Source organism: Paenibacillus tianjinensis (assembly GCF_017086365.1).
GTDB lineage: Bacteria > Bacillota > Bacilli > Paenibacillales > Paenibacillaceae > Paenibacillus_AQ > Paenibacillus_AQ tianjinensis.
Map to the genome: position 1 here is coordinate 5,613,748 of NZ_CP070969.1, position 22,196 is coordinate 5,635,943.

The 22,196-nt window shown below is 46.9% G+C and carries 22 protein-coding genes and 1 other annotated feature (1 of these 23 running past the window's edge); of the genes, 2 read left to right on the forward strand and 20 right to left on the reverse strand.

Annotation, left to right across the window (positions count from 1 at the left end):
- The 10 genes from rpsC to JRJ22_RS26230 all read right to left on the reverse strand — a co-directional run bounded on the left by rpsC (nucleotide 1) and on the right by JRJ22_RS26230 (nucleotide 6,595).
- Nucleotides 1-666: a 30S ribosomal protein S3 gene (gene rpsC, locus JRJ22_RS26185; RefSeq protein WP_054943976.1), complete on the reverse strand. Its 666-nt coding sequence runs from the start codon at nucleotides 664-666 to the stop codon at nucleotides 1-3.
- Nucleotides 667-680: 14 nt separating this feature from the next.
- Nucleotides 681-1,013, reverse strand: coding sequence for a 50S ribosomal protein L22 (gene rplV / locus JRJ22_RS26190; protein WP_019908228.1), 333 nt, complete (start codon nucleotides 1,011-1,013; stop codon nucleotides 681-683).
- A 35-nt stretch (nucleotides 1,014-1,048) separates the two neighbouring features.
- Nucleotides 1,049-1,327: a 30S ribosomal protein S19 gene (rpsS, locus tag JRJ22_RS26195; RefSeq protein WP_054943975.1), complete on the reverse strand. Its 279-nt coding sequence runs from the start codon at nucleotides 1,325-1,327 to the stop codon at nucleotides 1,049-1,051.
- Between the two features lie 75 nt (nucleotides 1,328-1,402).
- Nucleotides 1,403-2,233 (reverse strand): 50S ribosomal protein L2, encoded by an 831-nt coding sequence (rplB, locus tag JRJ22_RS26200; RefSeq protein WP_074113288.1) that lies wholly within the window; start codon nucleotides 2,231-2,233, stop codon nucleotides 1,403-1,405.
- 27 nt (nucleotides 2,234-2,260) lie between these two features.
- Complete coding sequence (gene rplW / locus JRJ22_RS26205) at nucleotides 2,261-2,554, reverse strand: 50S ribosomal protein L23 (protein ID WP_019908225.1); 294 nt, start codon at nucleotides 2,552-2,554, stop codon at nucleotides 2,261-2,263.
- Entirely contained in the window at nucleotides 2,554-3,177 is a 624-nt protein-coding gene (gene rplD, locus JRJ22_RS26210) for a 50S ribosomal protein L4 (protein WP_042217906.1), read from the reverse strand. Before rplD ends, rplW begins: the two co-directional genes overlap by 1 nt.
- Nucleotides 3,178-3,202: 25 nt before the next feature.
- Nucleotides 3,203-3,826 carry a 50S ribosomal protein L3 gene (gene rplC / locus JRJ22_RS26215; protein ID WP_074113289.1) on the reverse strand — a complete coding sequence of 208 codons (624 nt, stop codon included), beginning with the start codon at nucleotides 3,824-3,826 and terminating at the stop codon, nucleotides 3,203-3,205.
- 42 nt (nucleotides 3,827-3,868) lie between these two features.
- A complete protein-coding gene (gene rpsJ, locus JRJ22_RS26220) occupies nucleotides 3,869-4,177 on the reverse strand; it encodes a 30S ribosomal protein S10 (RefSeq protein ID WP_017692074.1) in 309 nt (102 codons plus the stop codon).
- A 236-nt stretch (nucleotides 4,178-4,413) separates the two neighbouring features.
- On the reverse strand, nucleotides 4,414-5,739 hold the full coding sequence (locus JRJ22_RS26225; protein WP_206102161.1) for a globin-coupled sensor protein: 1,326 nt from the start codon (nucleotides 5,737-5,739) through the stop codon (nucleotides 4,414-4,416).
- A 208-nt stretch (nucleotides 5,740-5,947) separates the two neighbouring features.
- The gene (locus tag JRJ22_RS26230; protein WP_206102162.1) at nucleotides 5,948-6,595 is read right to left on the reverse strand and encodes a Crp/Fnr family transcriptional regulator; all 648 of its coding nucleotides are present in this window, start codon (nucleotides 6,593-6,595) and stop codon (nucleotides 5,948-5,950) included.
- 264 nt (nucleotides 6,596-6,859) lie between these two features.
- On the opposite strand from JRJ22_RS26230, the gene JRJ22_RS26235 reads away from it, so the two are divergent.
- Nucleotides 6,860-7,276 carry a 4-vinyl reductase gene (locus tag JRJ22_RS26235; RefSeq protein ID WP_232380958.1) on the forward strand — a complete coding sequence of 139 codons (417 nt, stop codon included), beginning with the start codon at nucleotides 6,860-6,862 and terminating at the stop codon, nucleotides 7,274-7,276.
- Between the two features lie 40 nt (nucleotides 7,277-7,316).
- The gene (locus JRJ22_RS26240) at nucleotides 7,317-7,658 is read left to right on the forward strand and encodes a cupin domain-containing protein (RefSeq protein ID WP_232380959.1); all 342 of its coding nucleotides are present in this window, start codon (nucleotides 7,317-7,319) and stop codon (nucleotides 7,656-7,658) included.
- A gap of 137 nt (nucleotides 7,659-7,795) precedes the next feature.
- Here the strand turns inward: JRJ22_RS26240 and tuf are convergent, their stop codons facing one another.
- From tuf to rplJ, 10 genes are all read right to left on the reverse strand, one after another.
- Nucleotides 7,796-8,986, reverse strand: coding sequence for an elongation factor Tu (tuf, locus tag JRJ22_RS26245; RefSeq protein ID WP_019908221.1), 1,191 nt, complete (start codon nucleotides 8,984-8,986; stop codon nucleotides 7,796-7,798).
- 109 nt (nucleotides 8,987-9,095) lie between these two features.
- Complete coding sequence (gene fusA / locus JRJ22_RS26250; RefSeq protein WP_206102163.1) at nucleotides 9,096-11,174, reverse strand: elongation factor G; 2,079 nt, start codon at nucleotides 11,172-11,174, stop codon at nucleotides 9,096-9,098.
- A 48-nt stretch (nucleotides 11,175-11,222) separates the two neighbouring features.
- Nucleotides 11,223-11,693 carry a 30S ribosomal protein S7 gene (gene rpsG / locus JRJ22_RS26255; protein WP_036652908.1) on the reverse strand — a complete coding sequence of 157 codons (471 nt, stop codon included), beginning with the start codon at nucleotides 11,691-11,693 and terminating at the stop codon, nucleotides 11,223-11,225.
- 45 nt (nucleotides 11,694-11,738) lie between these two features.
- Nucleotides 11,739-12,158, reverse strand: a complete 420-nt coding sequence (rpsL, locus tag JRJ22_RS26260) for a 30S ribosomal protein S12 (RefSeq protein WP_020427075.1) — start codon at nucleotides 12,156-12,158, stop codon at nucleotides 11,739-11,741.
- A 134-nt stretch (nucleotides 12,159-12,292) separates the two neighbouring features.
- Entirely contained in the window at nucleotides 12,293-12,544 is a 252-nt protein-coding gene (locus tag JRJ22_RS26265; protein WP_206102164.1) for a ribosomal L7Ae/L30e/S12e/Gadd45 family protein, read from the reverse strand.
- A gap of 183 nt (nucleotides 12,545-12,727) precedes the next feature.
- Nucleotides 12,728-16,339: a DNA-directed RNA polymerase subunit beta' gene (gene rpoC, locus JRJ22_RS26270; protein WP_206102165.1), complete on the reverse strand. Its 3,612-nt coding sequence runs from the start codon at nucleotides 16,337-16,339 to the stop codon at nucleotides 12,728-12,730.
- 114 nt (nucleotides 16,340-16,453) lie between these two features.
- Nucleotides 16,454-19,999: a DNA-directed RNA polymerase subunit beta gene (gene rpoB, locus JRJ22_RS26275; RefSeq protein WP_206102166.1), complete on the reverse strand. Its 3,546-nt coding sequence runs from the start codon at nucleotides 19,997-19,999 to the stop codon at nucleotides 16,454-16,456.
- A 412-nt stretch (nucleotides 20,000-20,411) separates the two neighbouring features.
- Nucleotides 20,412-21,017: a class I SAM-dependent methyltransferase gene (locus JRJ22_RS26280; protein ID WP_206102167.1), complete on the reverse strand. Its 606-nt coding sequence runs from the start codon at nucleotides 21,015-21,017 to the stop codon at nucleotides 20,412-20,414.
- A 125-nt stretch (nucleotides 21,018-21,142) separates the two neighbouring features.
- Complete coding sequence (rplL, locus tag JRJ22_RS26285) at nucleotides 21,143-21,502, reverse strand: 50S ribosomal protein L7/L12 (protein WP_206102168.1); 360 nt, start codon at nucleotides 21,500-21,502, stop codon at nucleotides 21,143-21,145.
- Between the two features lie 65 nt (nucleotides 21,503-21,567).
- On the reverse strand, nucleotides 21,568-22,071 hold the full coding sequence (gene rplJ / locus JRJ22_RS26290; RefSeq protein WP_206102169.1) for a 50S ribosomal protein L10: 504 nt from the start codon (nucleotides 22,069-22,071) through the stop codon (nucleotides 21,568-21,570).
- A 64-nt stretch (nucleotides 22,072-22,135) separates the two neighbouring features.
- Nucleotides 22,136-22,196: a sequence feature (ribosomal protein L10 leader region), on the reverse strand (it continues 94 nt past the right edge of the window).

Genomic DNA, 22,196 nt, shown 5'->3' on the forward strand with positions numbered 1-22,196 from the left:
TTAGTTGCCTCCTTCCTGAGCAGCTTGTTTCTTAGCTGGGGGAAGAACTTCTCCACGGTAGATCCATACTTTTACGCCGATACGGCCATAAGTAGTATGTGCTTCAGCCGTTCCGTAATCGATATCGGCACGAAGCGTATGAAGTGGAACTGTTCCTTCGCTATAACCTTCTGAACGGGCAATCTCAGCGCCGCCAAGACGTCCGCCAACTTGAGTTTTGATTCCTTTTGCGCCGGAACGCATAGTTCTTTGAATCGCTTGTTTCAGAGCACGACGGAACGATACACGACGTTCCAATTGTTGTGCAATGCTTTCAGCAACAAGAATTGCATCCAATTCAGGGTGCTTAATTTCGTTGATGTTGATGTGGACTTTTTTGCCACCGGCAATTGCTGTAACAGCGCTGCGAAGTACTTCTACTTCTGCTCCACCTTTACCAATTACCATACCTGGTTTAGCAGTATGAATTGTAACATTCACTCGGCTTGCCGCTCTTTCAATCTCGATGCGGGAAACAGAGGAATCTTTCAACTTGCCTTTAAGGTATTCACGGATTTTGACGTCTTCCATTAAAAGAGTACCGAAATCTTTACCTGCATACCATTTCGATTCCCAATCGCGAATAATGCCGATTCGGAGTCCGATTGGATTTACCTTTTGACCCACGTGTTATCCCTCCCTTATTTCTCAGATACCACCAAAGTAATGTGGCTGGTACGTTTATTGATCCGGCTTGCACGACCCATGGCGCGCGGACGGAAACGTTTCATAGTAGGACCCTGGTTAACGAAAACTTCGCTAACGAACAAACTGTTCACGTCCATGGAGTAGTTGTGCTCAGCATTGGCAATCGCCGAGTTAAGCAGTTTTTCAACTACCGGAGAAGCGGATTTTGGAGTGTGGCGAAGAATTGCAATAGCTTCCCCCACTTGCTTGCCGCGAATCAAGTCAACAACCAGTTTCGCTTTACGAGCAGAAATCCGCACCGATCTAGCATGTGCTTTTGCTTCCATTTATTTTCCCTCCTCTCGAACGAAGACCTTTTTAATTATCTTCTTGTTTTCTTATCGTCACCCGCGTGGCCTTTGTAAGTACGTGTTGGCGCGAACTCGCCCAACTTGTGACCTACCATATCTTCCGTTACGTATACTGGCACGTGTTTGCGGCCGTCATATACACCAAACGTATGTCCGATAAACTGAGGGAAAATTGTTGAGCGACGGGACCAGGTTTTAACTACGACTTTCTTCTCTGCCGCGTTCAATTCCTCAACTTTTTTCAGCAGGTAGCCATCGATGAACGGCCCCTTCTTTAAACTGCGACCCATGTGTGAATCCTCCCTTCATCCGGTTCTTCAAACCGCGAATCGACGCTTCGCGCTTGCTAACATGCCTGAAGCGTCTTATTTTGTGCGGCGGCGAACGATATATTTATCAGATGCCTTGTTTTTCTTACGCGTTTTGTAGCCGAGGGTTGGTTTGCCCCAAGGAGACATAGGCGATTTCCGTCCGATTGGAGCGCGGCCTTCACCACCACCGTGTGGGTGATCGTTAGGGTTCATTACTACCCCGCGAACTTCAGGACGTTGGCCAAGCCAGCGACTGCGTCCGGCTTTACCGATTTTGATCAATTCGTGATCTTCGTTACCTACGGAACCGATTGTTGCACGGCAAACGCTCAAGATTCTGCGAACTTCACCGGAGTTCAAACGAACGGATACGTATTTTTCTTCTTTACCAAGCAATTGAGCTTCTGTACCAGCAGCACGAACCAATTGTCCGCCCTTACCTGGTTTCAACTCGATGTTGTGGATAACTGTACCTACCGGGATGTTCTCCAGTGGAAGACTGTTACCAACTTTGATGTCGGCTGTAGGGCCTGACTCTACTTTATCCCCAACTTTAAGTCCTTTAGGAGCGATGATGTAACGTTTCTCTCCATCGGCATAGTGGATCAAAGCAATATTAGATGTGCGGTTCGGGTCATACTCGATTGTAGCAACGCTACCTGGTATGCCGTCTTTGGTCCGCTTGAAGTCGATAATACGGTATTTACGTTTGTGTCCGCCGCCGTGGTGACGAACCGTAATTTTACCTTGGTTGTTACGGCCCGCTTTTTTGCTCAGCGGCGCAAGCAACGATTTCTCAGGCTGGTTTGTTGTAATTTCTTCAAACGTAGACACGGACATACCGCGTCTTGCCGGAGAGGTCGGTTTGTACTTTTTGATTGGCACTATAGTTCCCTCCTTACTTTAAGAGTATTATTCTACCGCTTCAAAGAATTCGAGCGGCTTGCTGTCCGGGCTAAGCTTTACGATGGCTTTTTTCCACTCTGGAGTGTATCCGGAGTATTTGCCATAACGTTTCAGTTTACCAGGTACGCGCATTGTGTTCACACTAACTACTTTAACTTTAAAAATAGCCTCGACAGCTTTTTTGATTTCGGTCTTGTTAGCACGGATATCCACTTCAAAAGCGTACTTCAATTCGCTCATGTATTCGGATGTGCGTTCCGTAATCACCGGACGTTTGATAATATCACGAGGATCTTTCATTACGCGAACACCTCCTCTACCTTCAGAACTGCTTCTTTAGTGATGATCAGTTTGTCGTACGTCAGTACGTCAAGAACATTGATGCCGTCAGCCGCTACGAATTTCACCCCTGGGATGTTACGAGCGGAAAGTGCTACATTGTCGTCATAGCTAGGAGCTACGATCAGAGCTTTAGTACCAACCTTCAGGTTGTTCAGAATAGCTGCGAATTCTTTCGTCTTCGGAGCATTCATTGTCAGGCTATCCAATACGATGATGTCATTCTCAAGCACTTTCGAAGACAGCGCGGATTTGATGGCCAAACGACGAACCTTCTTAGGCAGTTTCCAGGAATAGCTGCGTGGTGTTGGTCCGAAGACTACGCCGCCGCCTTTCCATTGTGGAGAACGAATGGAGCCTTGACGAGCACGACCTGTACCTTTTTGTTTCCAAGGCTTACGTCCGCCGCCACGTACTTCAGAACGTCCTTTTACTTTGTGTGTACCACGACGAAGGGAAGCTCTTTGCATAAGTGCAGCTTCGTGCAGGACATGCACGTTCGGTTCAATACCGAATACTGAATCACTCAGTTCAACTTCGCCAACTTCGTTACCACTGATATTAAAAAGTGTTACTTTTGGCATTTCATGTTCCTCCTTTCTTAGGTAATTATTTCTTAACGGTTTCTTTAACTTTCACGAAGCTGTTCTTAGGACCTGGGATAGCGCCTTTAACCAGCAATACGTTACGTTCAACATCAACTTTGATGATTTCAAGCTTCTGAACCGTTACGGTCGTGTGACCCATGTGTCCTGGAAGGCGTTTGCCCTTAGGAACGCGGTTAGCTTGAATGGAACCCATGGAACCCGGTCTTCTGTGATAACGCGATCCGTGAGCCATTGGTCCGCGGCTTTGTCCCCAACGTTTGATGTTACCTTGGAAACCTTTACCTTTGCTAGTGCCAGTTACGTCAACAAATTCGCCTTCAGCGAAGATATCAGCCTTCAGCTCTTGTCCAACCTCGAGTGCCCCGAGGTCAACACCGCGAATTTCACGAACGTAGCGCTTAGGTGTTGCATTTGCCTTTTTGGCGTGACCTTGTTCAGGCTTGTTGGAGCGACTTTCTTTCTTATCAGAAAAGCCCAACTGCACTGCTTCATATCCGTCGATATTCAGGTCTTTCTTTTGCAGTACTACACAAGGGCCAGCTTCGATAACCGATACAGCGATCACGTTACCTTCTGGAGTAAACACTTGAGTCATACCGAGTTTTTTTCCTAAGATACCTTTCAATGTTGACACCTCTTTTCTTTTCCTAGTTGCTTAATGGTAGAATTACAATTTGATTTCGATATCTACACCGGACGGTAGATCCAAGCGCATCAAGGCATCCACAGTTTGTGGTGTAGGATTCACAATATCGATCAAACGTTTGTGAGTCCGTTGTTCAAACTGTTCACGGGAATCCTTGTACTTGTGTACCGCACGGAGAATAGTAATGATTTGCTTCTCAGTTGGCAGCGGGATCGGCCCGGATACACCAGCACCCGAACGTTTTGCTGTTTCAACGATTTTCTCTGCGGATTGATCAAGAATTCTGTGGTCGTATGCTTTCAAGCGAATACGAATTTTTTGCTTTGCCATTTTAGTCCCTCCTTCTATCGCCCAATTTATTATCGGACATACTCCGTGAAAATTTTCTGACGTCGACCTCATGGCAAAGGGGCCGGGTGTGTCAGTAACCTCTCACATCATCGCAACGTCTCAGAACAACATTTATTATTATATATAATAGGCAGATACTTTGCAAGCAAAAATGAAAAACAACGCATATTTTTTTTATACGTTGTTCTCTTCTCTTACAATTATCCATTTTCCGCTTAAAGATTATCCGTTGCAGACTTGAAAAACTCAGCCGAAGCTGCAGTTTGTGCCGTTGTAGCACCAATTCCTTCAATAGTATGAATTAATACTCTGATCTCTTCCTCAACAGTTACTATTTCCTGTGTACTAGTCTGCATCGAATCCACGATATCGCTGAACAGTCTGCTCGTCTCTACGGACTGCTCTTTTCCGCTTTTCGTCAGTTCCTGCACTTTACGGATTTCCTTGACTACCTGACTTGTCAGCGCAGCCGATTTTTGAGTTAAGTCTCCGATACGTACTACAGTGCTCTTGGTGTCTTCTGCAAGCCGGCTGACCTCACTGGCAACGACACTGAAGCCTCTGCCAAATTCACCTGCACGGGCGGCTTCTATTGTAGCATTTAAAGAAAGGATTTTGGTCTGATCCGCTATATCCTGTACAGCAGCCACAATCTTCTGGATTTGCAAAGAAGAGCTGCTTAACTCTTTTACCGACCGTTCCATTTCATTCGTACTCTCATAGATAAGATTAATCTGACCGCTGAGGCTGCCAAGATGTCCCTGTCCGTCCTTAGCCATCTCCTGCGACCCAAGAGCGGTGGATGCAGTGCGACGGAATGAATTGTTCACTTCATTGCTGCTCGCCACCAGCTGCTCTACAGCCGCGTTAGTATCCATGCTCAGATCTATTAGCTCTCCGCTGAACTCAGCGATTTTCTGTTTCAGTTCATTTTTAACAACCAGGTATTGTTCTTCCTTCTCCCGGATGTTCTCCTTCTCATAGGCTTCGAGCACCAGTTGCTGTTCAAGATTTAGAAGTTTGGTTACAGTCTGCACTACCTTTAACCGCTCATTGTCTTTATACGTTTCATTGTACATTACCGTAATAAATACATTCTGTAGATTCTGAAAAGCTGATAAGTACCATTTGGGTTCTAGACCGACTTTTTTGTGAATTTTAGCTATCGTCAAGCGTTTGGCTATGTACTGCTCATCCACTTTGCCGTCAAAGATTTCAATAATATGTTGCTTCAAAGTTCCCTTGAGGCGTTCAATGCTGCTGTGCTCTAGAATGATGCTCTCCAGCTTATTTACACCAAGGACTGTATTGTAGAATTGATCAGTGATGTAGTTAATCTCACGTTCGACAATAGGTTTCATCATCCGTAAAAGATCCAGATCCTCTTCAGTCAAGTCAATCATCCGCATTTGTTCGTTCAACTCTTCATGCCCTTGGAGCGAATGAACGGTTGCCGTGATAGCAGGTGCATGATTCTCGCTGTCCTTGGAGTGCTTGTCGGGAGTCGCCTCATTAATGTTACGTGACTGAATACCATGCATAAAAGAAAAAGGACATTTCCGCACATTTCCACTCTCCCTAAACTCCTAAATATTAACAATGATAATATAGAATCATTCTAACTTAGGAGAACGTAAAATGTAAAGAATTTTATGTAGTTTCTTGTTGAATTTTGTAGAATATATAGATTTTAATGATGTTTAGTGTCGTAAAATGTCGAATAAATAAAAGATATATACGATTTTCCATTCAATATTCTGCAATTTGATAGAGTGCCTTGACATCTAAGATAACAACGGTCCTTTTACTGACTTCTATAATCTTCATCGTTTCAAGCTTATTCAGCTTTCTGCTGAGTGTTTCAGGTGTTGTTCCTATCATCGCTGCAAAGTCTTTTTTGGCTGCTGGCAGATGAATCTGGGACCATACCGGTTCGGTACCATACTCCTGCTTGTTTTTGGAAGATAGATGAAGCAGGAGTCTTGCTAATCTCTTCTCCGCCTCCAAAATATGCAGTGACCCCGCAAGTTCATCGGCCTGTTGTAACTGTTCGCTCATAGACATCAGGAAGCTGAAGGCAAGAGCCGTATTTTTTTCGATTAAGGGTAGAAAATCTTTACGATGCATCCGGCACACAAGTCCGCCCTCCACCACCTCTGCAGTTGCATAATGCCTCTTATTATGTAGCAAGGCAAATTGCCCAAAGTAATCCCCCGGGAAAAGAAAGCGAAGAACATGCTGCTTCCCTTCCTTATTATTCTGAGTCAGTTTAATCAGGCCGTTATTTACTATAAACAGTGATTCAGACTGCTCTCCCTCTCTAAATACCAGATTCCCCTTTGTATAATAATTAGATTCTATAATAGACTCAACTATATGCAGATCATGATCAGACAAGCTCTGAAATACAGGTACCTGCCGTATACACGGATTGTTATGGCATGCGCTACAACTCTTATTCATGTTGCCACTTTCCTTCCTATTCACCTGATGACAACATATCAAGGATCTGGAAGCCGCCTAGTGACAACACTCACAATATTTTAAAAACTTGATCTGTATCAAGGATTCTTCGTTCGTTTTCCTTCAAAATACTCTTATAGAGAATTTACAGGAGAGGATGTGCCTATACTGCAATATACATTTGAAGACATGCAAAAGATGGACAGAGCCATACTAGGTAATATGGTTCCACTTGAGTTATTCCGTACCATACGACTCATTGGATTAAACCAGGGCTTGCCTATGGGCGGTAAAGGAACTACATTGACTGTAGGCCGAAAAATAGGCGAAAGTCTGCCGGTGAACAGTGTGGATGAATTGCTGCAGCTATTTGAAGAACTGAAGATTGGAATCCCGCGTATTATTTTTTCAGAGGAGTCCAGGATCCATATTGCTGTCGATGACTGTTTTTGCAAAGGATTGCCTACACTAGAGGAAGAGAAAATGATCTGCGATTTAGAAGGTGCAATTCTGGAGGGAGCACTAACTAAAATCATGGGTCACAGAGTTAGTGTTAAAGAAGTAAAATGTAATGCTACCGGGCATGAACATTGCGAATATGAAGTAAAACTCTAATCCCCCTATGGGAATATTTATGGAAAGAAGGTATATAGATTTGGAAAAGAAAATAATAACAGAAGCCATACAGTATCAAGAAGATCGGTTCACCAAGAAAATACTGTTTCAAAAGGGGGATAGCGTTGTCTTTGTCCTCAATTTTATGCCTGGCCAGCAGTTGCCCGTGCATAAGCATCCCGGTGCAGATGTCTATATCTATGCTCTAAAAGGGAGCGGCACCATCACAGTAAATGATGTAGCGCAGGAATTCAGTGAAGAGGAAGTTATCTATGTTGCTGAGGATGATTCCTTCGCCTATCATAACACCAGCACTTCCCCTGCGAGTCTTCATGTTGTAATATCCAAGCTTCCCAGCCCAGCCTATGCTAAAGAAATCTAATAAGATCTATCTCTTAAAACTCTATCCACGGAGGATATTCTCTATGGATAGAGTTTTTATATACAAAAAAACAGGAGCTCTTCCGAAGAAGAACCCCTGCTTTATGATCCGATGCTATCCTAATGGATAGAACCGAATTATTTTTGGATAGAAGCTACGGAACCTGCACCAACTGTACGTCCGCCTTCACGAATGGAGAATTTAGTACCTTCTTCAATCGCGATTGGGGAGATCAGTTGTACGGTTACAGTGATGTTATCACCAGGCATAACCATTTCAGTACCTTCTGGCAGGTTGATGATACCTGTTACGTCAGTTGTACGGAAGTAGAACTGTGGACGGTAACCAGTGAAGAATGGTTTGTGACGTCCGCCTTCTTCTTTAGTCAGAACGTAGATCTGAGCAGTGAACTCAGTGTGTGGGTTAACGGAGTTCGGCTTAGCCAATACTTGGCCACGCTCGATCATGTTACGGTCTACACCACGCAGCAATGCGCCGATGTTGTCGCCCGCTTGAGCGGAATCGAGCAATTTACGGAACATTTCAACGCCTGTAACAACGGATTTTTTCTTTTCTTCGTGAATACCAACGATTTCGATTTCTTCTCCGACTTTAACTGTTCCGCGTTCTACGCGACCAGTTGCCACAGTACCGCGGCCAGTGATGGAGAATACATCTTCGACAGGCATCAAGAATGGTTTGTCAGTTTGACGTTCTGGAAGCGGGATGTACGTGTCGATCGTTTCGAACATTTCAACGATCTTCTGTGCATAGTCGCCATCAGGGTTTTGCAGAGCTTCACGAGCAGATCCACGGATGATTGGAGTATCATCGCCTGGGAAGTCGTATTCGCTCAGCAGGTCGCGAACTTCCATTTCAACCAGTTCAAGCAACTCTTCGTCTTCAACCATATCGCATTTGTTCAGGAATACGACGATGTAAGGAACACCTACTTGACGGGACAGCAGGATGTGTTCGCGAGTCTGTGGCATAGGGCCGTCAGCTGCGGATACAACCAGGATAGCTCCGTCCATTTGCGCTGCGCCAGTGATCATGTTTTTAACATAGTCGGCGTGTCCAGGGCAGTCTACGTGAGCGTAGTGACGGTTAGGAGTTTCATATTCAACGTGAGCTGTGGAAATAGTGATACCACGTTCGCGTTCTTCAGGAGCTTTGTCGATTTGGTCGAAAGCTACAGCGGCACCACCGTATTTTTTGGACAATACAGTTGTGATTGCAGCAGTCAGAGTCGTTTTACCATGGTCGACGTGACCGATAGTACCGATGTTAACGTGTGGTTTGTTACGTTCAAACTTTGCCTTTGCCATTTGAACAGTTCCTCCTTATTGTGGGGTTCCTTATATTTGAGCCGCCCGTCTACATGCAATTCTTAGATGACTGAGTGATAATATCCGAACGGCGAGTTAAAAACGGTGACTATTCTACGCCTTTATTCTTAGAAACGATTTCTTCTGCAATGGATTTAGGAACTTCTTCATAGTGAGAAAGCTCCATTGAGAATACACCGCGTCCTTGAGTACCGGAACGGAGAGTTGTGGAGTATCCGAACATTTCGGAAAGAGGCACCTTAGCACGGATAATTTGCGCACCACCACGGGAATCCATACCTTCGATTCTACCGCGACGGGAGTTCAGCATACCCATAACATCGCCCATATATTCCTCAGGAACAGTTACTTCCACCTTCATGATTGGCTCAAGCAGGACAGGCTTACACTTGTCTTTAGCTGCTTTGAGTGCCATCGAGCCGGCAATTTTGAACGCCATTTCGTTGGAGTCAACATCATGATAAGAACCATCAACAATGGTTGCCTTAACGTCTACAAGCGGGAAGCCTGCAATGACGCCGTTTTTCATTTGCTCTTCAATACCGGCAAGTGCAGGAGCGATGTATTCTCTAGGTACAGAACCACCGACAACTTTACTTTCGAATTGGCTGCCAGTACCTGGCTCGAGAGGTTCGAATTCAACCCATACGTGACCGTACTGACCGCGACCGCCGGACTGGCGAACGAATTTACCTTCAACACGTGCTGGTGCTTTGAATGTTTCGCGGTAAGCAACCTGTGGTTTACCCACATTGGTTTCTACTTTGAATTCGCGGCGCATACGGTCGATGATAATATCAAGGTGAAGCTCACCCATACCTGCAAGAATGGTTTGGCCAGTTTCTTCATCAGTATGCGCACGAAGAGTAGGATCTTCTTCAGTCAGCTTACCGAGAGCAACGCCCAATTTATCTTGGTCGGCTTTGGTTTTTGGTTCAACTGCGATTTCGATAACCGGATCAGGGAAGTTCATCGACTCCAGGATTACTGGATGTTTCTCATCGCAAAGTGTATCGCCTGTACTTGTATCTTTCAAACCAACAGCTGCTGCGATATCACCAGCGTAAACGATGGAGATTTCTTGACGGCTGTTAGCGTGCATCTGCAGAATACGGCCGATACGCTCACGTTTGTTCTTAGTAGCGTTAACTACATAAGAACCGGATTCCAGAATACCGGAATACACGCGGAAGAACGTAAGTTTACCAACATAAGGGTCAGTCATGATTTTAAATGCCAGTGCTGAGAATGGTTCTTCGTCCGAAGAGTGACGAACCGCTTCAGTTCCGTCATCCAGATGACCTTGAATAGCCGGTACATCCAATGGGGATGGCAAGTAATCAACGACAGCGTCCATCATCAGCTGAACACCCTTGTTGCGGTAGGAGGATCCAACGATTACAGGGAAGATTTTAACTTCTACAACGCCTTTGCGCAGAGCAGCTTTGATCTCATCAACTGTAATCTCTTCACCTTCCAGATACTTCATAGTCAGGTCTTCGTCAAGTTCTGCAACTTTCTCGATCAGCTCAAGACGCAGAGTCTCAACTTGTTCCAGATATTCAGCCGGAATGTCCGTTACTTCAATGTTTTGGCCCAGATCATCTTTAAAGATGTGAGCTTTTTGCTCAACCAGGTCAATAATACCCACGAAGTCGTTTTCGGCGCCAATTGGCAGTTGAATTGCAACTGCATTGGCTTGCAAGCGATCACGCATGCTTTCTACAACGTTAAGGAAGTCCGCGCCGATGATATCCATTTTGTTTACATATGCGATGCGGGGAACGCCATACCGGTCAGCCTGTCTCCATACAGTTTCAGACTGAGGCTCAACGCCTTCTTTCGCACTGAAAACACCAACTGCTCCATCCAATACACGCAGGGAACGTTCAACTTCAACAGTGAAGTCAACGTGTCCTGGGGTATCAATGATATTGATGCGGTGACCCTTCCAAGCAGCGGTTGTAGCGGCGGAAGTAATGGTAATTCCACGCTCTTGTTCTTGTTCCATCCAGTCCATTGTAGCTGCACCCTCGTGAACTTCACCGATTTTGTGCGTACGGCCTGTGTAGAATAGAATCCGCTCAGTGGTAGTCGTCTTACCAGCATCAATATGTGCCATGATCCCGATGTTGCGTGTATTTTTTAAGGAGAACTCTCTTGCCATGAAATGGGTCTCCCTTCAAAATATAAGTTATTTGAACGGCTTAAAATCCTACCAGCGGTAGTGAGCAAACGCTTTGTTCGCTTCAGCCATTTTGTGCGTGTCTTCACGTTTCTTAACAGAAGCGCCTGTGTTGTTGGAAGCGTCGATGATTTCAGCCGCCAAACGTTCTTCCATAGTCTTCTCGCCGCGGTTACGTGAGTAGTTCACGAGCCAACGTAATCCCAGAGCAGTACGTCTCTCAGGTTTAACCTCGATAGGCACTTGGTAGTTAGCACCGCCGACACGACGAGCCTTAACTTCCAATACCGGCATGATATTCTTGATGGCAGCTTCGAAAACTTCCATCGGATCTTTGCCAGTACGTTCTTGGATCAATTTAAACGAATTGTACAGAATGCTTTGAGCGACACCTCTTTTACCACCCAGCATAATACGGTTGATCAAACGGGTAACCAACTTGCTATTATACAATGGATCTGGTAATACATCTCTCTTAGTAACTGGACCTTTGCGTGGCATGGATATCCCCCTTTCTTAAATGTTTATTATTCAGGTATTGTAATCTTATTTCTTAGCCTTAGGACGTTTCGCACCATACTTGGAACGAGCTTGCATCCGGTTAGCTACGCCTGCAGTATCTAGAGCGCCACGCACGATGTGGTAACGAACTCCTGCAAGGTCCTTAACTTTACCTCCGCGCAGCAATACTACACTGTGCTCTTGAAGGTTGTGTCCGATACCCGGAATGTAAGCAGTCACCTCAAGACGGTTCGTCAAACGAACACGGGCATACTTACGAAGCGCTGAGTTTGGTTTACGTGGAGTCATTGTGCCTACACGAGTGCACACACCGCGTTTTTGCGGGGCGCTCAAATTTGTTGCCTCACGCTTCAGGGCGTTGAACCCTTTTTGAAGAGCAGGAGACTTGGATTTCTCGATTTTGGCTTGACGGCCTTTACGAACCAGTTGATTAATAGTTGGCATTGTTGTGCCACCCCCTTCCTGAAATGATAATCCATTTACGAACATTAAGTCCACAGACCCAGGTGGTTCATAAAAAGACAAATGAAAAGTCTTTGCTGCCGAAGTGTACCCCCGGTACAAAAACGTTTCTCACGCTATTGTTTTAAGACGGCTGCCATAGCAGCACCAACTTCTATACCGCAAGCTTTGCCCAAATTCAGCATCGTGTCCACATAAGTGACCTTCACGCCTTGTTTGTCACAAAGCAAAACAATTCTGGAAGTAAGCCGTTGATCTCCGTCCTCTGCCACATAGACTTCTGCGGCTTGGCCCAACTCTACCGCCTTAACGGTTTGTTTGGTACCGATCTTGACCTGAGCATCCTGCAGTCCTCTATCATCAGTCATAATAAATCATTACCTCCAATGAACAAGAATGACAAGGCCACTCACGCACCTTAGACATATTAGCATTATCAGCAATTGATGTCAAGATAATCGGCAAAAGAAATTATTAATATTCACAGCATTCAGCCGCATCACGGGCGATTAAGAGCCGTGATGCGGAATCTGCCTGCTATGATTATTTAATTATTCAGCTGGAACCGTCTCTAGAGCTTCTTGCTCGCTCTGTTCATTCGGATCGCTCAGCTTTACATTACGGTAGCGGTTCATCCCCGTACCTGCAGGGATCAGTTTACCGATGATAACATTTTCTTTCAGTCCCAGGAGCTTATCGACTTTACCCTTGATTGCTGCATCGGTCAAGACACGTGTAGTTTCTTGGAAGGATGCCGCAGACAGGAAGGAGTCTGTCTCCAGGGATGCCTTGGTGATACCCAGCAATACCGGTTTGGCCACCGCAGGTTCATTACCAGAAAGAATTGCTTCTTTGTTGGCTGCTTCATATTCATGAATGTCCGCAAAAGCTCCTGGCAGGAGATTGGTATCCCCGGCGTCGATAATACGGATTTTGCGCAGCATCTGCTTGATCATAACTTCAATGTGCTTATCATTGATTTCTACGCCCTGGTTACGGTATACACGCTGCACTTCTTGCAGAATGTAGTTCTGTACCCCACGGATCCCTTTGATACGCAGCATTTCTTTAGGGTCGATCGAGCCGTCTGTCAGTTCATCCCCAGCTTCAATCTCCTGGCCTTCACTGACACGCAGACGCGAACCATAAGTGATGGAGTAGGTCTTGGACTCAGCTTCACCTTGAACCTCGATTTCGCGGCGGTCTTTGGTTTCGCGGATCTCCTTGATTACCCCGTCAATTTCACTGATTGTCGCCTGACCTTTAGGGTTACGGGCTTCAAACAACTCTTGGATACGCGGCAAACCTTGCGTGATGTCATCACCGGCAACACCACCGGTATGGAATGTACGCATGGTAAGCTGGGTTCCCGGTTCACCGATGGATTGGGCGGCGATAATGCCGACAGCTTCACCGATTTCCACGAATTTACCTGTTGCCAGGTTACGTCCGTAGCATTTTTTGCAGACCCCGTGACGGGCACGGCAGCTCAGAACAGAGCGGATTTGCAGCTTGGTTACACCAGCGTTAACAATCTCTTCAGCCTTGTCGGAGTCAATCAGATCGTTGCGGTGAACGATGATTTCCTTCGTTTCCGGATGACGGACTGTTTCGAAGGAGTAACGGCCTTCAATACGGTCATACAGATCTTCGATAACTTCTTTACCATCCTGAATTCGGCTAACGGTAAACCCTTTATCTGTTCCGCAATCTTCTTCACGGACGATTACGTCTTGGGCCACGTCTACGAGACGACGTGTAAGGTAACCGGAATCCGCAGTACGCAGCGCTGTATCGGCCAGACCTTTACGCGCTCCGTGGGTGGAGATAAAGTACTCGAGGACCGTCAGACCTTCACGGAAGTTCGCTTTGATTGGCAACTCGAAAATCCGGCCTGAAGGTGTTGCCATCAGTCCACGCATACCGCCCAGCTGGGTGATCTGCGATTTGTTACCACGCGCCTTGGAATCAACCATGAGCATGATAGAGTTAAAGCGGTCCATCGATTTCAGCAGGACATTGGTAAGATCATCCTTTGTCTTCGACCAGATTTCAATAACGCGGTCATAGCGCTCGTCATTGGTAATCAGACCACGGCGATATTGGTTGGCAACCACATCAACCTTAGCTTCAGACTCTTTCAGAATAGTAGCCTTCTCTTCTGGCACGATAACGTCGGATACGGCAACAGTAACACCGGACCGTGTGGAATACGTGAAGCCGAGCTGCTTGATTCTATCCAGGATCATGGATGTCTTGGTTGTATGGTAAGTCTCGAAGCAGCGTGCAATGATTAGACCCAGATATTCCTTACCTACCGCGCTTGCATCCGGAGCATTCACGATAGCCTCACGGATATCCGCACCTTTTTCGTAGATAAAGTATTTCTCAGGTGTACCTTGCAGCAGGTTCGTTTTGGTAGCTTCGTTGATATAAGGGAAACTGCTCGGATAAATTTCGTTAAAGATAATTTTACCGATAGTTGTGATTAGCATTGCGCCTTGCTGCGCTTCCGTAAAGCTGGTCTTACCCAAGGCTTTAACCGGAATAGCTACACGTGCGTGCAATCCCGCAGTTCCGCGCTGGTAAGCTGAAACAGCTTCGTTCACGGTACGCAGAATCATGCCTGTGCCCTTTTCTTCCTTGTTGTCCATCGTCAGATAGAACGTTCCAAGGACCATATCCTGGGAAGGAGTAACAACCGGCTTGCCGTCCTTAGGGTTAAGGATGTTACCGGATGCCAGCATCAGGAGACGTGCTTCAGCTTGAGCTTCGGCTGACAGAGGAACGTGCACCGCCATTTGGTCACCGTCAAAGTCGGCGTTGTAAGCCGTACATACGAGCGGGTGAAGACGGATAGCATGACCTTCTACCAGGATCGGTTCAAAGGCTTGAATACCGAGTCTGTGCAGCGTAGGGGCACGGTTCAGCAGAACCGGATGCTCTCTGATTACTTCTTCAAGTACATCCCATACTTCAGGACTTACACGCTCAACTTTACGTTTTGCGCTCTTGATGTTATGGGCAAGGCCTTTGTTAACCAGTTCTTTCATTACGAACGGTTTGAAGAGCTCCAGAGCCATTTTCTTCGGAAGTCCGCATTGGTACATCTTCAGATATGGTCCCACAACGATAACGGAACGTCCGGAGTAGTCAACACGTTTACCGAGCAAGTTCTGACGGAAGCGCCCTTGTTTACCCTTCAGCATGTGGCTGAGTGATTTAAGCGGACGGTTACCAGGACCTGTTACAGGACGGCCACGGCGCCCGTTGTCGATCAGTGCATCGACAGCTTCCTGAAGCATCCGTTTTTCATTCTGCACGATAATATCAGGAGCACCCAGATCCAGCAGTCTCTTCAGACGGTTGTTCCGGTTAATTACGCGGCGGTACAAGTCATTAAGGTCAGACGTAGCAAAACGGCCGCCATCCAGTTGAACCATTGGACGAAGTTCCGGAGGAATTACCGGAAGCACATCCATGATCATCCAGTCAGGCTTGTTGCCGGAATTGCGGAACGCTTCAATGACTTCCAGACGTTTGATTGCCCGGTTGCGGCGTTGGCCTTGAGCCGTACGCAGCTCTTCCTTGAGGAATTCCAATTCTTTTTCGATGTCGATATCCTGAAGCAGCTTTTTAACTGCCTCAGCACCCATACCCGCCTGGAATCCGTAGCCGTATTTCTCACGGTAGCTGCGGTATTCTTTCTCGGACAGCAGCTGTTTCTTCTCCAGCGGTGTTTCACCCGGATCAGTTACAACATAAGATGCGAAGTAGATAATCTCTTCCAGCGATCTTGGGGACATGTCCAGAGCCAGACCCATACGGCTAGGAATACCCTTGAAGTACCAGATATGAGATACCGGAGCTGCCAGCTCGATATGGCCCATACGTTCGCGGCGGACTTTAGCGCGGGTAACTTCCACACCGCAGCGGTCGCAGACAACGCCCTTATAACGGACGCGTTTGTATTTACCACAGTGACATTCCCAGTCTTTTTGCGGTCCAAAAATGCGCTCGCAGAAAAGGCCTTCTTTTTCCGGTTTCAACGTACGATAGTTAATGGTTTCCGGTTTTTTCACTTCTCCGCGGGACCAAGAACGAATTTTTTCCGGAGAAGCAAGCCCGATTTTCATAAATTCAAAATTGTTAACGTCCAACAAGGAGCAACCCTCCTTAACCTATATCCTGATTTAGTACCGGAGGCCCTCCCTTGATCGTCAGATCAAAAGAGGGCACGGTCCTTTTTAAATAAAATTTGTGTGTGTGCTTATCAACTACTCGATTCCGACTTCCGCGCCTTCCAAATTGAGGCTCAGCTTGTCGCCTGAAGTCTCGTCTTCATCATCCAGTTCCTTCATCTCGATCTCCTGCTCGTCGCCGCTCAGGATTTTGACATCCATACCGAGCGACTGCAGTTCCTTGATGAGTACTTTGAACGATTCCGGAACACCCGGTTCTGGAACATTTTCACCTTTGACAATGGATTCGTATGTTTTCACACGGCCGACCACGTCATCGGACTTCACAGTCAAAATCTCTTGCAGTGTATATGCAGCACCGTAAGCTTCAAGCGCCCATACTTCCATCTCCCCGAAGCGCTGTCCACCGAACTGGGCTTTACCGCCGAGTGGCTGCTGCGTAACGAGTGAGTAAGGTCCTGTGGAGCGGGCATGAATCTTATCGTCAACCATGTGCGCCAGTTTGATCATGTGCATGACACCGACAGTAACTTCACGCTCGAAGCGTTCGCCTGTACGGCCATCATAGAGCACAGTCTTACCATTTCGCTGCATGCCGGCTTCTTCCATTGTGTCAAACACGTCGTTCTCACGGGCTCCATCGAATACCGGAGTAGCTACGTGAATACCGAGCTGCAGTGCCGCCATACCAATATGAACCTCCAGCACCTGGCCGATGTTCATACGCGATGGTACGCCCAGCGGGTTCAGGACAACCTGTACCGGAGTACCATCCGGAAGGAACGGCATATCTTCTTCTGGCAGGATGCGGGCAACGACACCCTTGTTACCGTGACGTCCGGCCATCTTATCCCCCTCAGAGATCTTACGTTTCTGAGCGATGTAGACGCGAACCAGCTGATTCACGCCAGGAGGCAGCTCATCGCCGTTCTCACGTGTGAATACCTTAACATCAACGATAATACCATCACTACCGTGAGGAACACGCAGCGAGGTGTCACGCACTTCACGAGCCTTCTCACCAAAGATTGCATGCAGCAGGCGTTCTTCAGCAGTCAGTTCTGTTACGCCCTTCGGAGTAACTTTACCAACCAGAATGTCGCCGGCGTTGATTTCCGCACCAATGCGGATGATGCCGCGCTCATCAAGATTGCGCAGAGCTTCTTCGCCCACATTCGGAATATCACGCGTGATCTCTTCAGGTCCCAGCTTCGTGTCGCGGGCTTCGGATTCGTATTCCTCGATGTGAATCGAAGTGTATACATCTTCCTTAACCAGCTTCTCACTCAGCAGGATGGCATCCTCGTAGTTGTAACCTTCCCACGTCATGAATGCAACGACTACGTTACGACCCAGAGCCAATTCGCCCATTTCTGTGGAAGGACCGTCTGCCAGAATGTCACCTTTCTTAACAATATCCCCTCTTTTAGCCAGTGGACGTTGGTTAATACAGGTACCTTGGTTCGAACGCATAAATTTGTGTAATTTATATTTAACGATATCGCCTTTAACTTCCTTGCCTTCGACAGTTTCAACACGGCGCAGCCAAATTTCATTGGCCGACGAACGTTCGATAATACCGTCATACTTGGAAACAATACATACGCCGGAATCTTTAGCGGATTTATGTTCCATACCTGTGCCGACAAGCGGAGCCTTCGGAATCAGGAGCGGAACGGCCTGACGCTGCATGTTCGATCCCATCAGTGCGCGGTTGGAGTCATCATTCTCAAGGAACGGAATGAGCGCCGTAGCGACTGATACAACCTGTTTTGGCGAAACGTCCATGTAGTCAACACGATTACTAGGCATTGTAGTAATGTTGTCCGAGTCCTTATTGTAACGAACGATAACCTGTTCTTCCTTGAAAGAACCATCTTCATCGATCAGTACATTCGCCTGGGCAACTACATAGTTATCTTCTTCATCCGCGGTCAGATAATCAATCTGTTCAGTAACCTTACCGGTCTTTGGATCCACCCAACGGTACGGAGCTTCGATAAAGCCATACTCATTGATGCGGGCAAAGGTGGACAAGGAGTTGATCAAACCGATGTTCGGACCTTCCGGTGTTTCAATTGGACACATACGGCCATAGTGACTGTGATGTACGTCGCGGACTTCAAAGCCTGCGCGTTCACGGGTCAGACCGCCGGGTCCGAGTGCCGATAGACGGCGTTTGTGCGTAAGTTCAGCAAGCGGGTTCGTCTGGTCCATAAACTGGGACAGCTGCGAACTGCCGAAGAACTCTTTGATGGAGGCGATAACGGGACGTATGTTAATCAGTGCCTGCGGCGTAATCGCGTTGGCATCCTGAATCGACATTCTCTCGCGCACAACGCGCTCCATGCGGGACAAACCAATACGGAATTGGTTCTGCAGCAGCTCACCTACCGAACGCAGGCGGCGGTTACCCAAGTGGTCGATATCATCGGTGTTGCCGATACCGTGCAGCAAATTAATAAAGTAGCTGATTGAGGAGATAATATCAGCCTGGGTAATATGCTTGACCGACTTGTCGATGTTGCCGTTGGCAATCAGCTTGATAACCCGGCCTTCTTCAATCGGCGAGAAGACGTCGATCGTCTGCAGCGGGATATCTTCGCTGTCCATAACTCCGCCTGTTACGCGGTAGTTCTTAGCAGCAACATTCTTTTCGAAGTAAGGAATCAGCTCATCAAGCAGACGGCGGTCAACCATTTGACCGGATTCCGCCAGGATTTCTCCTGTGGATTCATCAACCAATGGCTGAGCCAGTCGCTGATTGAACAGACGATTCTTGATGTGCAGTTTTTTGTTGATTTTGTAACGGCCAACGTTGGCCAGGTCATAGCGCTTTGGATCAAAGAAGCGCGCAACCAAAAGGCTCTTGGCATTGTCAAGGGTAGGAGGTTCACCCGGACGCAAGCGCTCGTAAATTTCGATAAGCGCCTTTTCCGTAGAATCCGTGTTGTCTTTATCCAGCGTATTGCGAATATATTCATCATTACCAAGCAGTTCCAGAATCTCGGCATCACTACCGAAACCAAGAGCGCGCAAAAGCACAGTAACCGGAATTTTACGTGTACGGTCGATACGGACATACATGATATCCTTAGCATCCGTCTCAAGCTCCAGCCAGGCTCCGCGGTTCGGAATTACTGTGGCGGTGTAGGTTTTTTTGCCGTTCTTATCCACTTTCGTGCTGAAATAGACGCTTGGAGAGCGAACCAACTGGCTGACAATAACCCGTTCCGCACCATTGATAATAAAAGTGCCGGTCTCCGTCATCAGCGGGAAATCTCCCATGAACACTTCCTGCTCTTTGACCTCACCAGTCTCCTTATTAATGAGCCGTACCTTCACCCGCAGAGGAGCCGCATAAGTCACGTCCCGCTCTTTAGCGTCGTCAACCGTATATTTCGGTTCACCCAGGCTGTAATCAATGAACTCAAGCACCAAATTACCTGTGAAATCCTGGATCGGCGAGATGTCCTGGAACATTTCCCGTAATCCTTCCTCCAAAAACCAATCGTAAGATTTTTGTTGGATCTCGATCAGGTTCGGGACCTCGAGTACCTCGTTAATTCTCGCATAGCTCCGCCGAGTGCGTCGACCATACTGAACAAGATGTCCTGCCAACTTTACTCACCCCTCATGTCTACTCACTTAAAAATTGATTGCGAACCCTTGTTTGGACCCGTATAATGGAACCATAACATAAGGATTCGACCATAAATAAAGAAAAGCCCTTATCGAAATCTTCGAAAAAAGAGCGCATCTATCCATGGCCAAAATACTCCTTATCCAGTAGATTTGCCCAAAAAGTACGTATTATACGTCACCAAGCAACAGTTTATGCGCTATTACCTATTATCCCGGCGACCTTCGCCGTGACAGTAACATAGACAACGGAATTCGCACAAACTTGCCGAACGGCTTGCGCTTGCCGGCGACAATATATCACTTGACATTTCAGCAAACTAAAGACATGGAGCCTATCTTAATACTGACATTTTATAATAATAACACTATCCGGAGCACATGTCAATGACTAATCAACTGTTTTCTGTGCCCGAATAATGCGATAACCTTTGTCTTTCCCCACTTCTTCCACAACCGAAAACAAGCTTTCCAGTTTAGCCACCGCAGAAGGTGCGCCTTGCTTCTTCTGAATAACAATCCACAGCGTCCCACCCTCATTCAGATGCTCATACGCCTGTTCAAAAATTTGATGCACTACGGCTTTACCTGCACGGATCGGAGGATTCGTGAGAATCACATCGAACTTCTGACCCTGCACCGCAGCAAGTACATCACTTTCCATAACAGTAACATTACGAATTCCGTTATTCTGGGCATTTTCCCGGGCAAGCTGGACCGCACGAGCATTGATATCAATCATTGTGACATGTCCTTTAGGAGTAAGAACCGCCGCGCTGATCCCAATGGGGCCATATCCGCAACCTACATCGAGAACAGCAGAACCATCCGGAATTTCCATCGCTTCAATCAGAACACGGCTTCCGTGATCAATATCTCCTTTTGAAAAAACACCGGCATCACTTATAAACTTTAAGCTTTTACCTCTCAGTACTGTGTTTAGCGTCCGTCTGTCATGGCGCGCATCCGGCTGCTGGGAGTAATAGTGCTGCGACATTCATTGCCCTCCCTTCTTATCAAAGTAACAACTCTTTATAAAGCAACCCCCTTGAACAAGTTCAAGGGGGTTGCTAGAACCGAAAAGAACTTCTTCCTTCCGGGGCATTCCTTTATGGAAGCGAATTACTTCACTTCTACAACTGCGCCTGCTTCTTCCAATTTTGCTTTGGTAGCTTCGGCTTCTTCTTTGCTTACTTTTTCTTTGATTGCTTTTGGAGCGTTGTCTACGAGGTCTTTAGCTTCTTTCAAGCCCAGGCCTGTGATTTCGCGAACGATCTTGATAACGTTGATCTTGGAAGCGCCAGCGCTTGTCAAGATTACGTCGAATTCGGATTGTTCTACTTCTACTGCTGCTACTGCGCCGCCAGCTGCTACTGGAGCTGCTGCAGTTACGCCGAATTCTTCTTCGATTGCTTTAACCAGTTCGTTCAGTTCCAACACGCTCATGCCTTTAATTTCTTCCAAGATTGTTTCTTTGCTCATGATTGAACCTCCATTTTATATTTAAATTTATTTGTGGTAATGATTATGACACTAGAATCAAAGGCTTACGCGCTTTGTTCTTCCTTCTCAGCAACAGCCTTAACTGCAAGCGCGAAGTTGCGGATTGGAGCTTGAAGTACGCTAAGCAGCATGGAGAGCAAGCCATCGCGGGATGGCAGTTCAGCCAGTGCTTTCAGTTGGTCCGCATCGATAACTTTGCCTTCTACAACGCCGCCTTTAAGTTTCAGAGCGTCGTTCTTCTTAGCGAAGTCGTTCAAAATTTTGGCTGCTACTACCGCATCAGTTTCACTGAACGCGATTGCTGTAGGACCAGTCAGGACAGCGTCCAGATCAGTCAATTCAGCCGCAGCAGTTGCGCGGCGAACCAATGTGTTCTTCAGGACTTGAAAATCAACGCCAGCTTCACGAAGCTGCTTGCGCAGTTCAGTCACTTGGGCAACGTTCAATCCGCGGTAGTCCGCAACAACAGTGGAAACACTGTTCTGCAGTTTGCCGGTCACAACATCCACCGCATCCTGTTTAGCTTGGATTACTTTTGCATTTGCCAATTGTATACACCTCCTGGAAATTTATGTGACGGCGTCTCTTCCGAAAAATCCCCGCCGTTCCTACGCAGGCATTAGAAAAGCCTCCGCAGATTCACGAAGGCTTGATAAAAGGAAAGTTACTCAGG

Coding starts and splice junctions, on each gene's coding strand:
- rplD (WP_042217906.1), bottom strand. CDS start 3,177: ATGCCAAAAGTAACACTTTTTAATATCAGTGGTAACGAAGTTGGCGAA.
- rpsS (WP_054943975.1), bottom strand. CDS start 1,327: ATGGGTCGCAGTTTAAAGAAGGGGCCGTTCATCGATGGCTACCTGCTG.
- rpsL (WP_020427075.1), bottom strand. CDS start 12,158: ATGCCAACTATTAATCAACTGGTTCGTAAAGGCCGTCAAGCCAAAATC.
- rplV (WP_019908228.1), bottom strand. CDS start 1,013: ATGGAAGCAAAAGCACATGCTAGATCGGTGCGGATTTCTGCTCGTAAA.
- JRJ22_RS26235 (WP_232380958.1), top strand. CDS start 6,860: ATGGACAGAGCCATACTAGGTAATATGGTTCCACTTGAGTTATTCCGT.
- JRJ22_RS26225 (WP_206102161.1), bottom strand. CDS start 5,739: ATGCATGGTATTCAGTCACGTAACATTAATGAGGCGACTCCCGACAAG.
- rpsG (WP_036652908.1), bottom strand. CDS start 11,693: ATGCCACGCAAAGGTCCAGTTACTAAGAGAGATGTATTACCAGATCCA.
- JRJ22_RS26265 (WP_206102164.1), bottom strand. CDS start 12,544: ATGACTGATGATAGAGGACTGCAGGATGCTCAGGTCAAGATCGGTACC.
- rplW (WP_019908225.1), bottom strand. CDS start 2,554: ATGAAAGATCCTCGTGATATTATCAAACGTCCGGTGATTACGGAACGC.
- JRJ22_RS26280 (WP_206102167.1), bottom strand. CDS start 21,017: ATGTCGCAGCACTATTACTCCCAGCAGCCGGATGCGCGCCATGACAGA.
- rplL (WP_206102168.1), bottom strand. CDS start 21,502: ATGAGCAAAGAAACAATCTTGGAAGAAATTAAAGGCATGAGCGTGTTG.
- rpsJ (WP_017692074.1), bottom strand. CDS start 4,177: ATGGCAAAGCAAAAAATTCGTATTCGCTTGAAAGCATACGACCACAGA.
- fusA (WP_206102163.1), bottom strand. CDS start 11,174: ATGGCAAGAGAGTTCTCCTTAAAAAATACACGCAACATCGGGATCATG.
- tuf (WP_019908221.1), bottom strand. CDS start 8,986: ATGGCAAAGGCAAAGTTTGAACGTAACAAACCACACGTTAACATCGGT.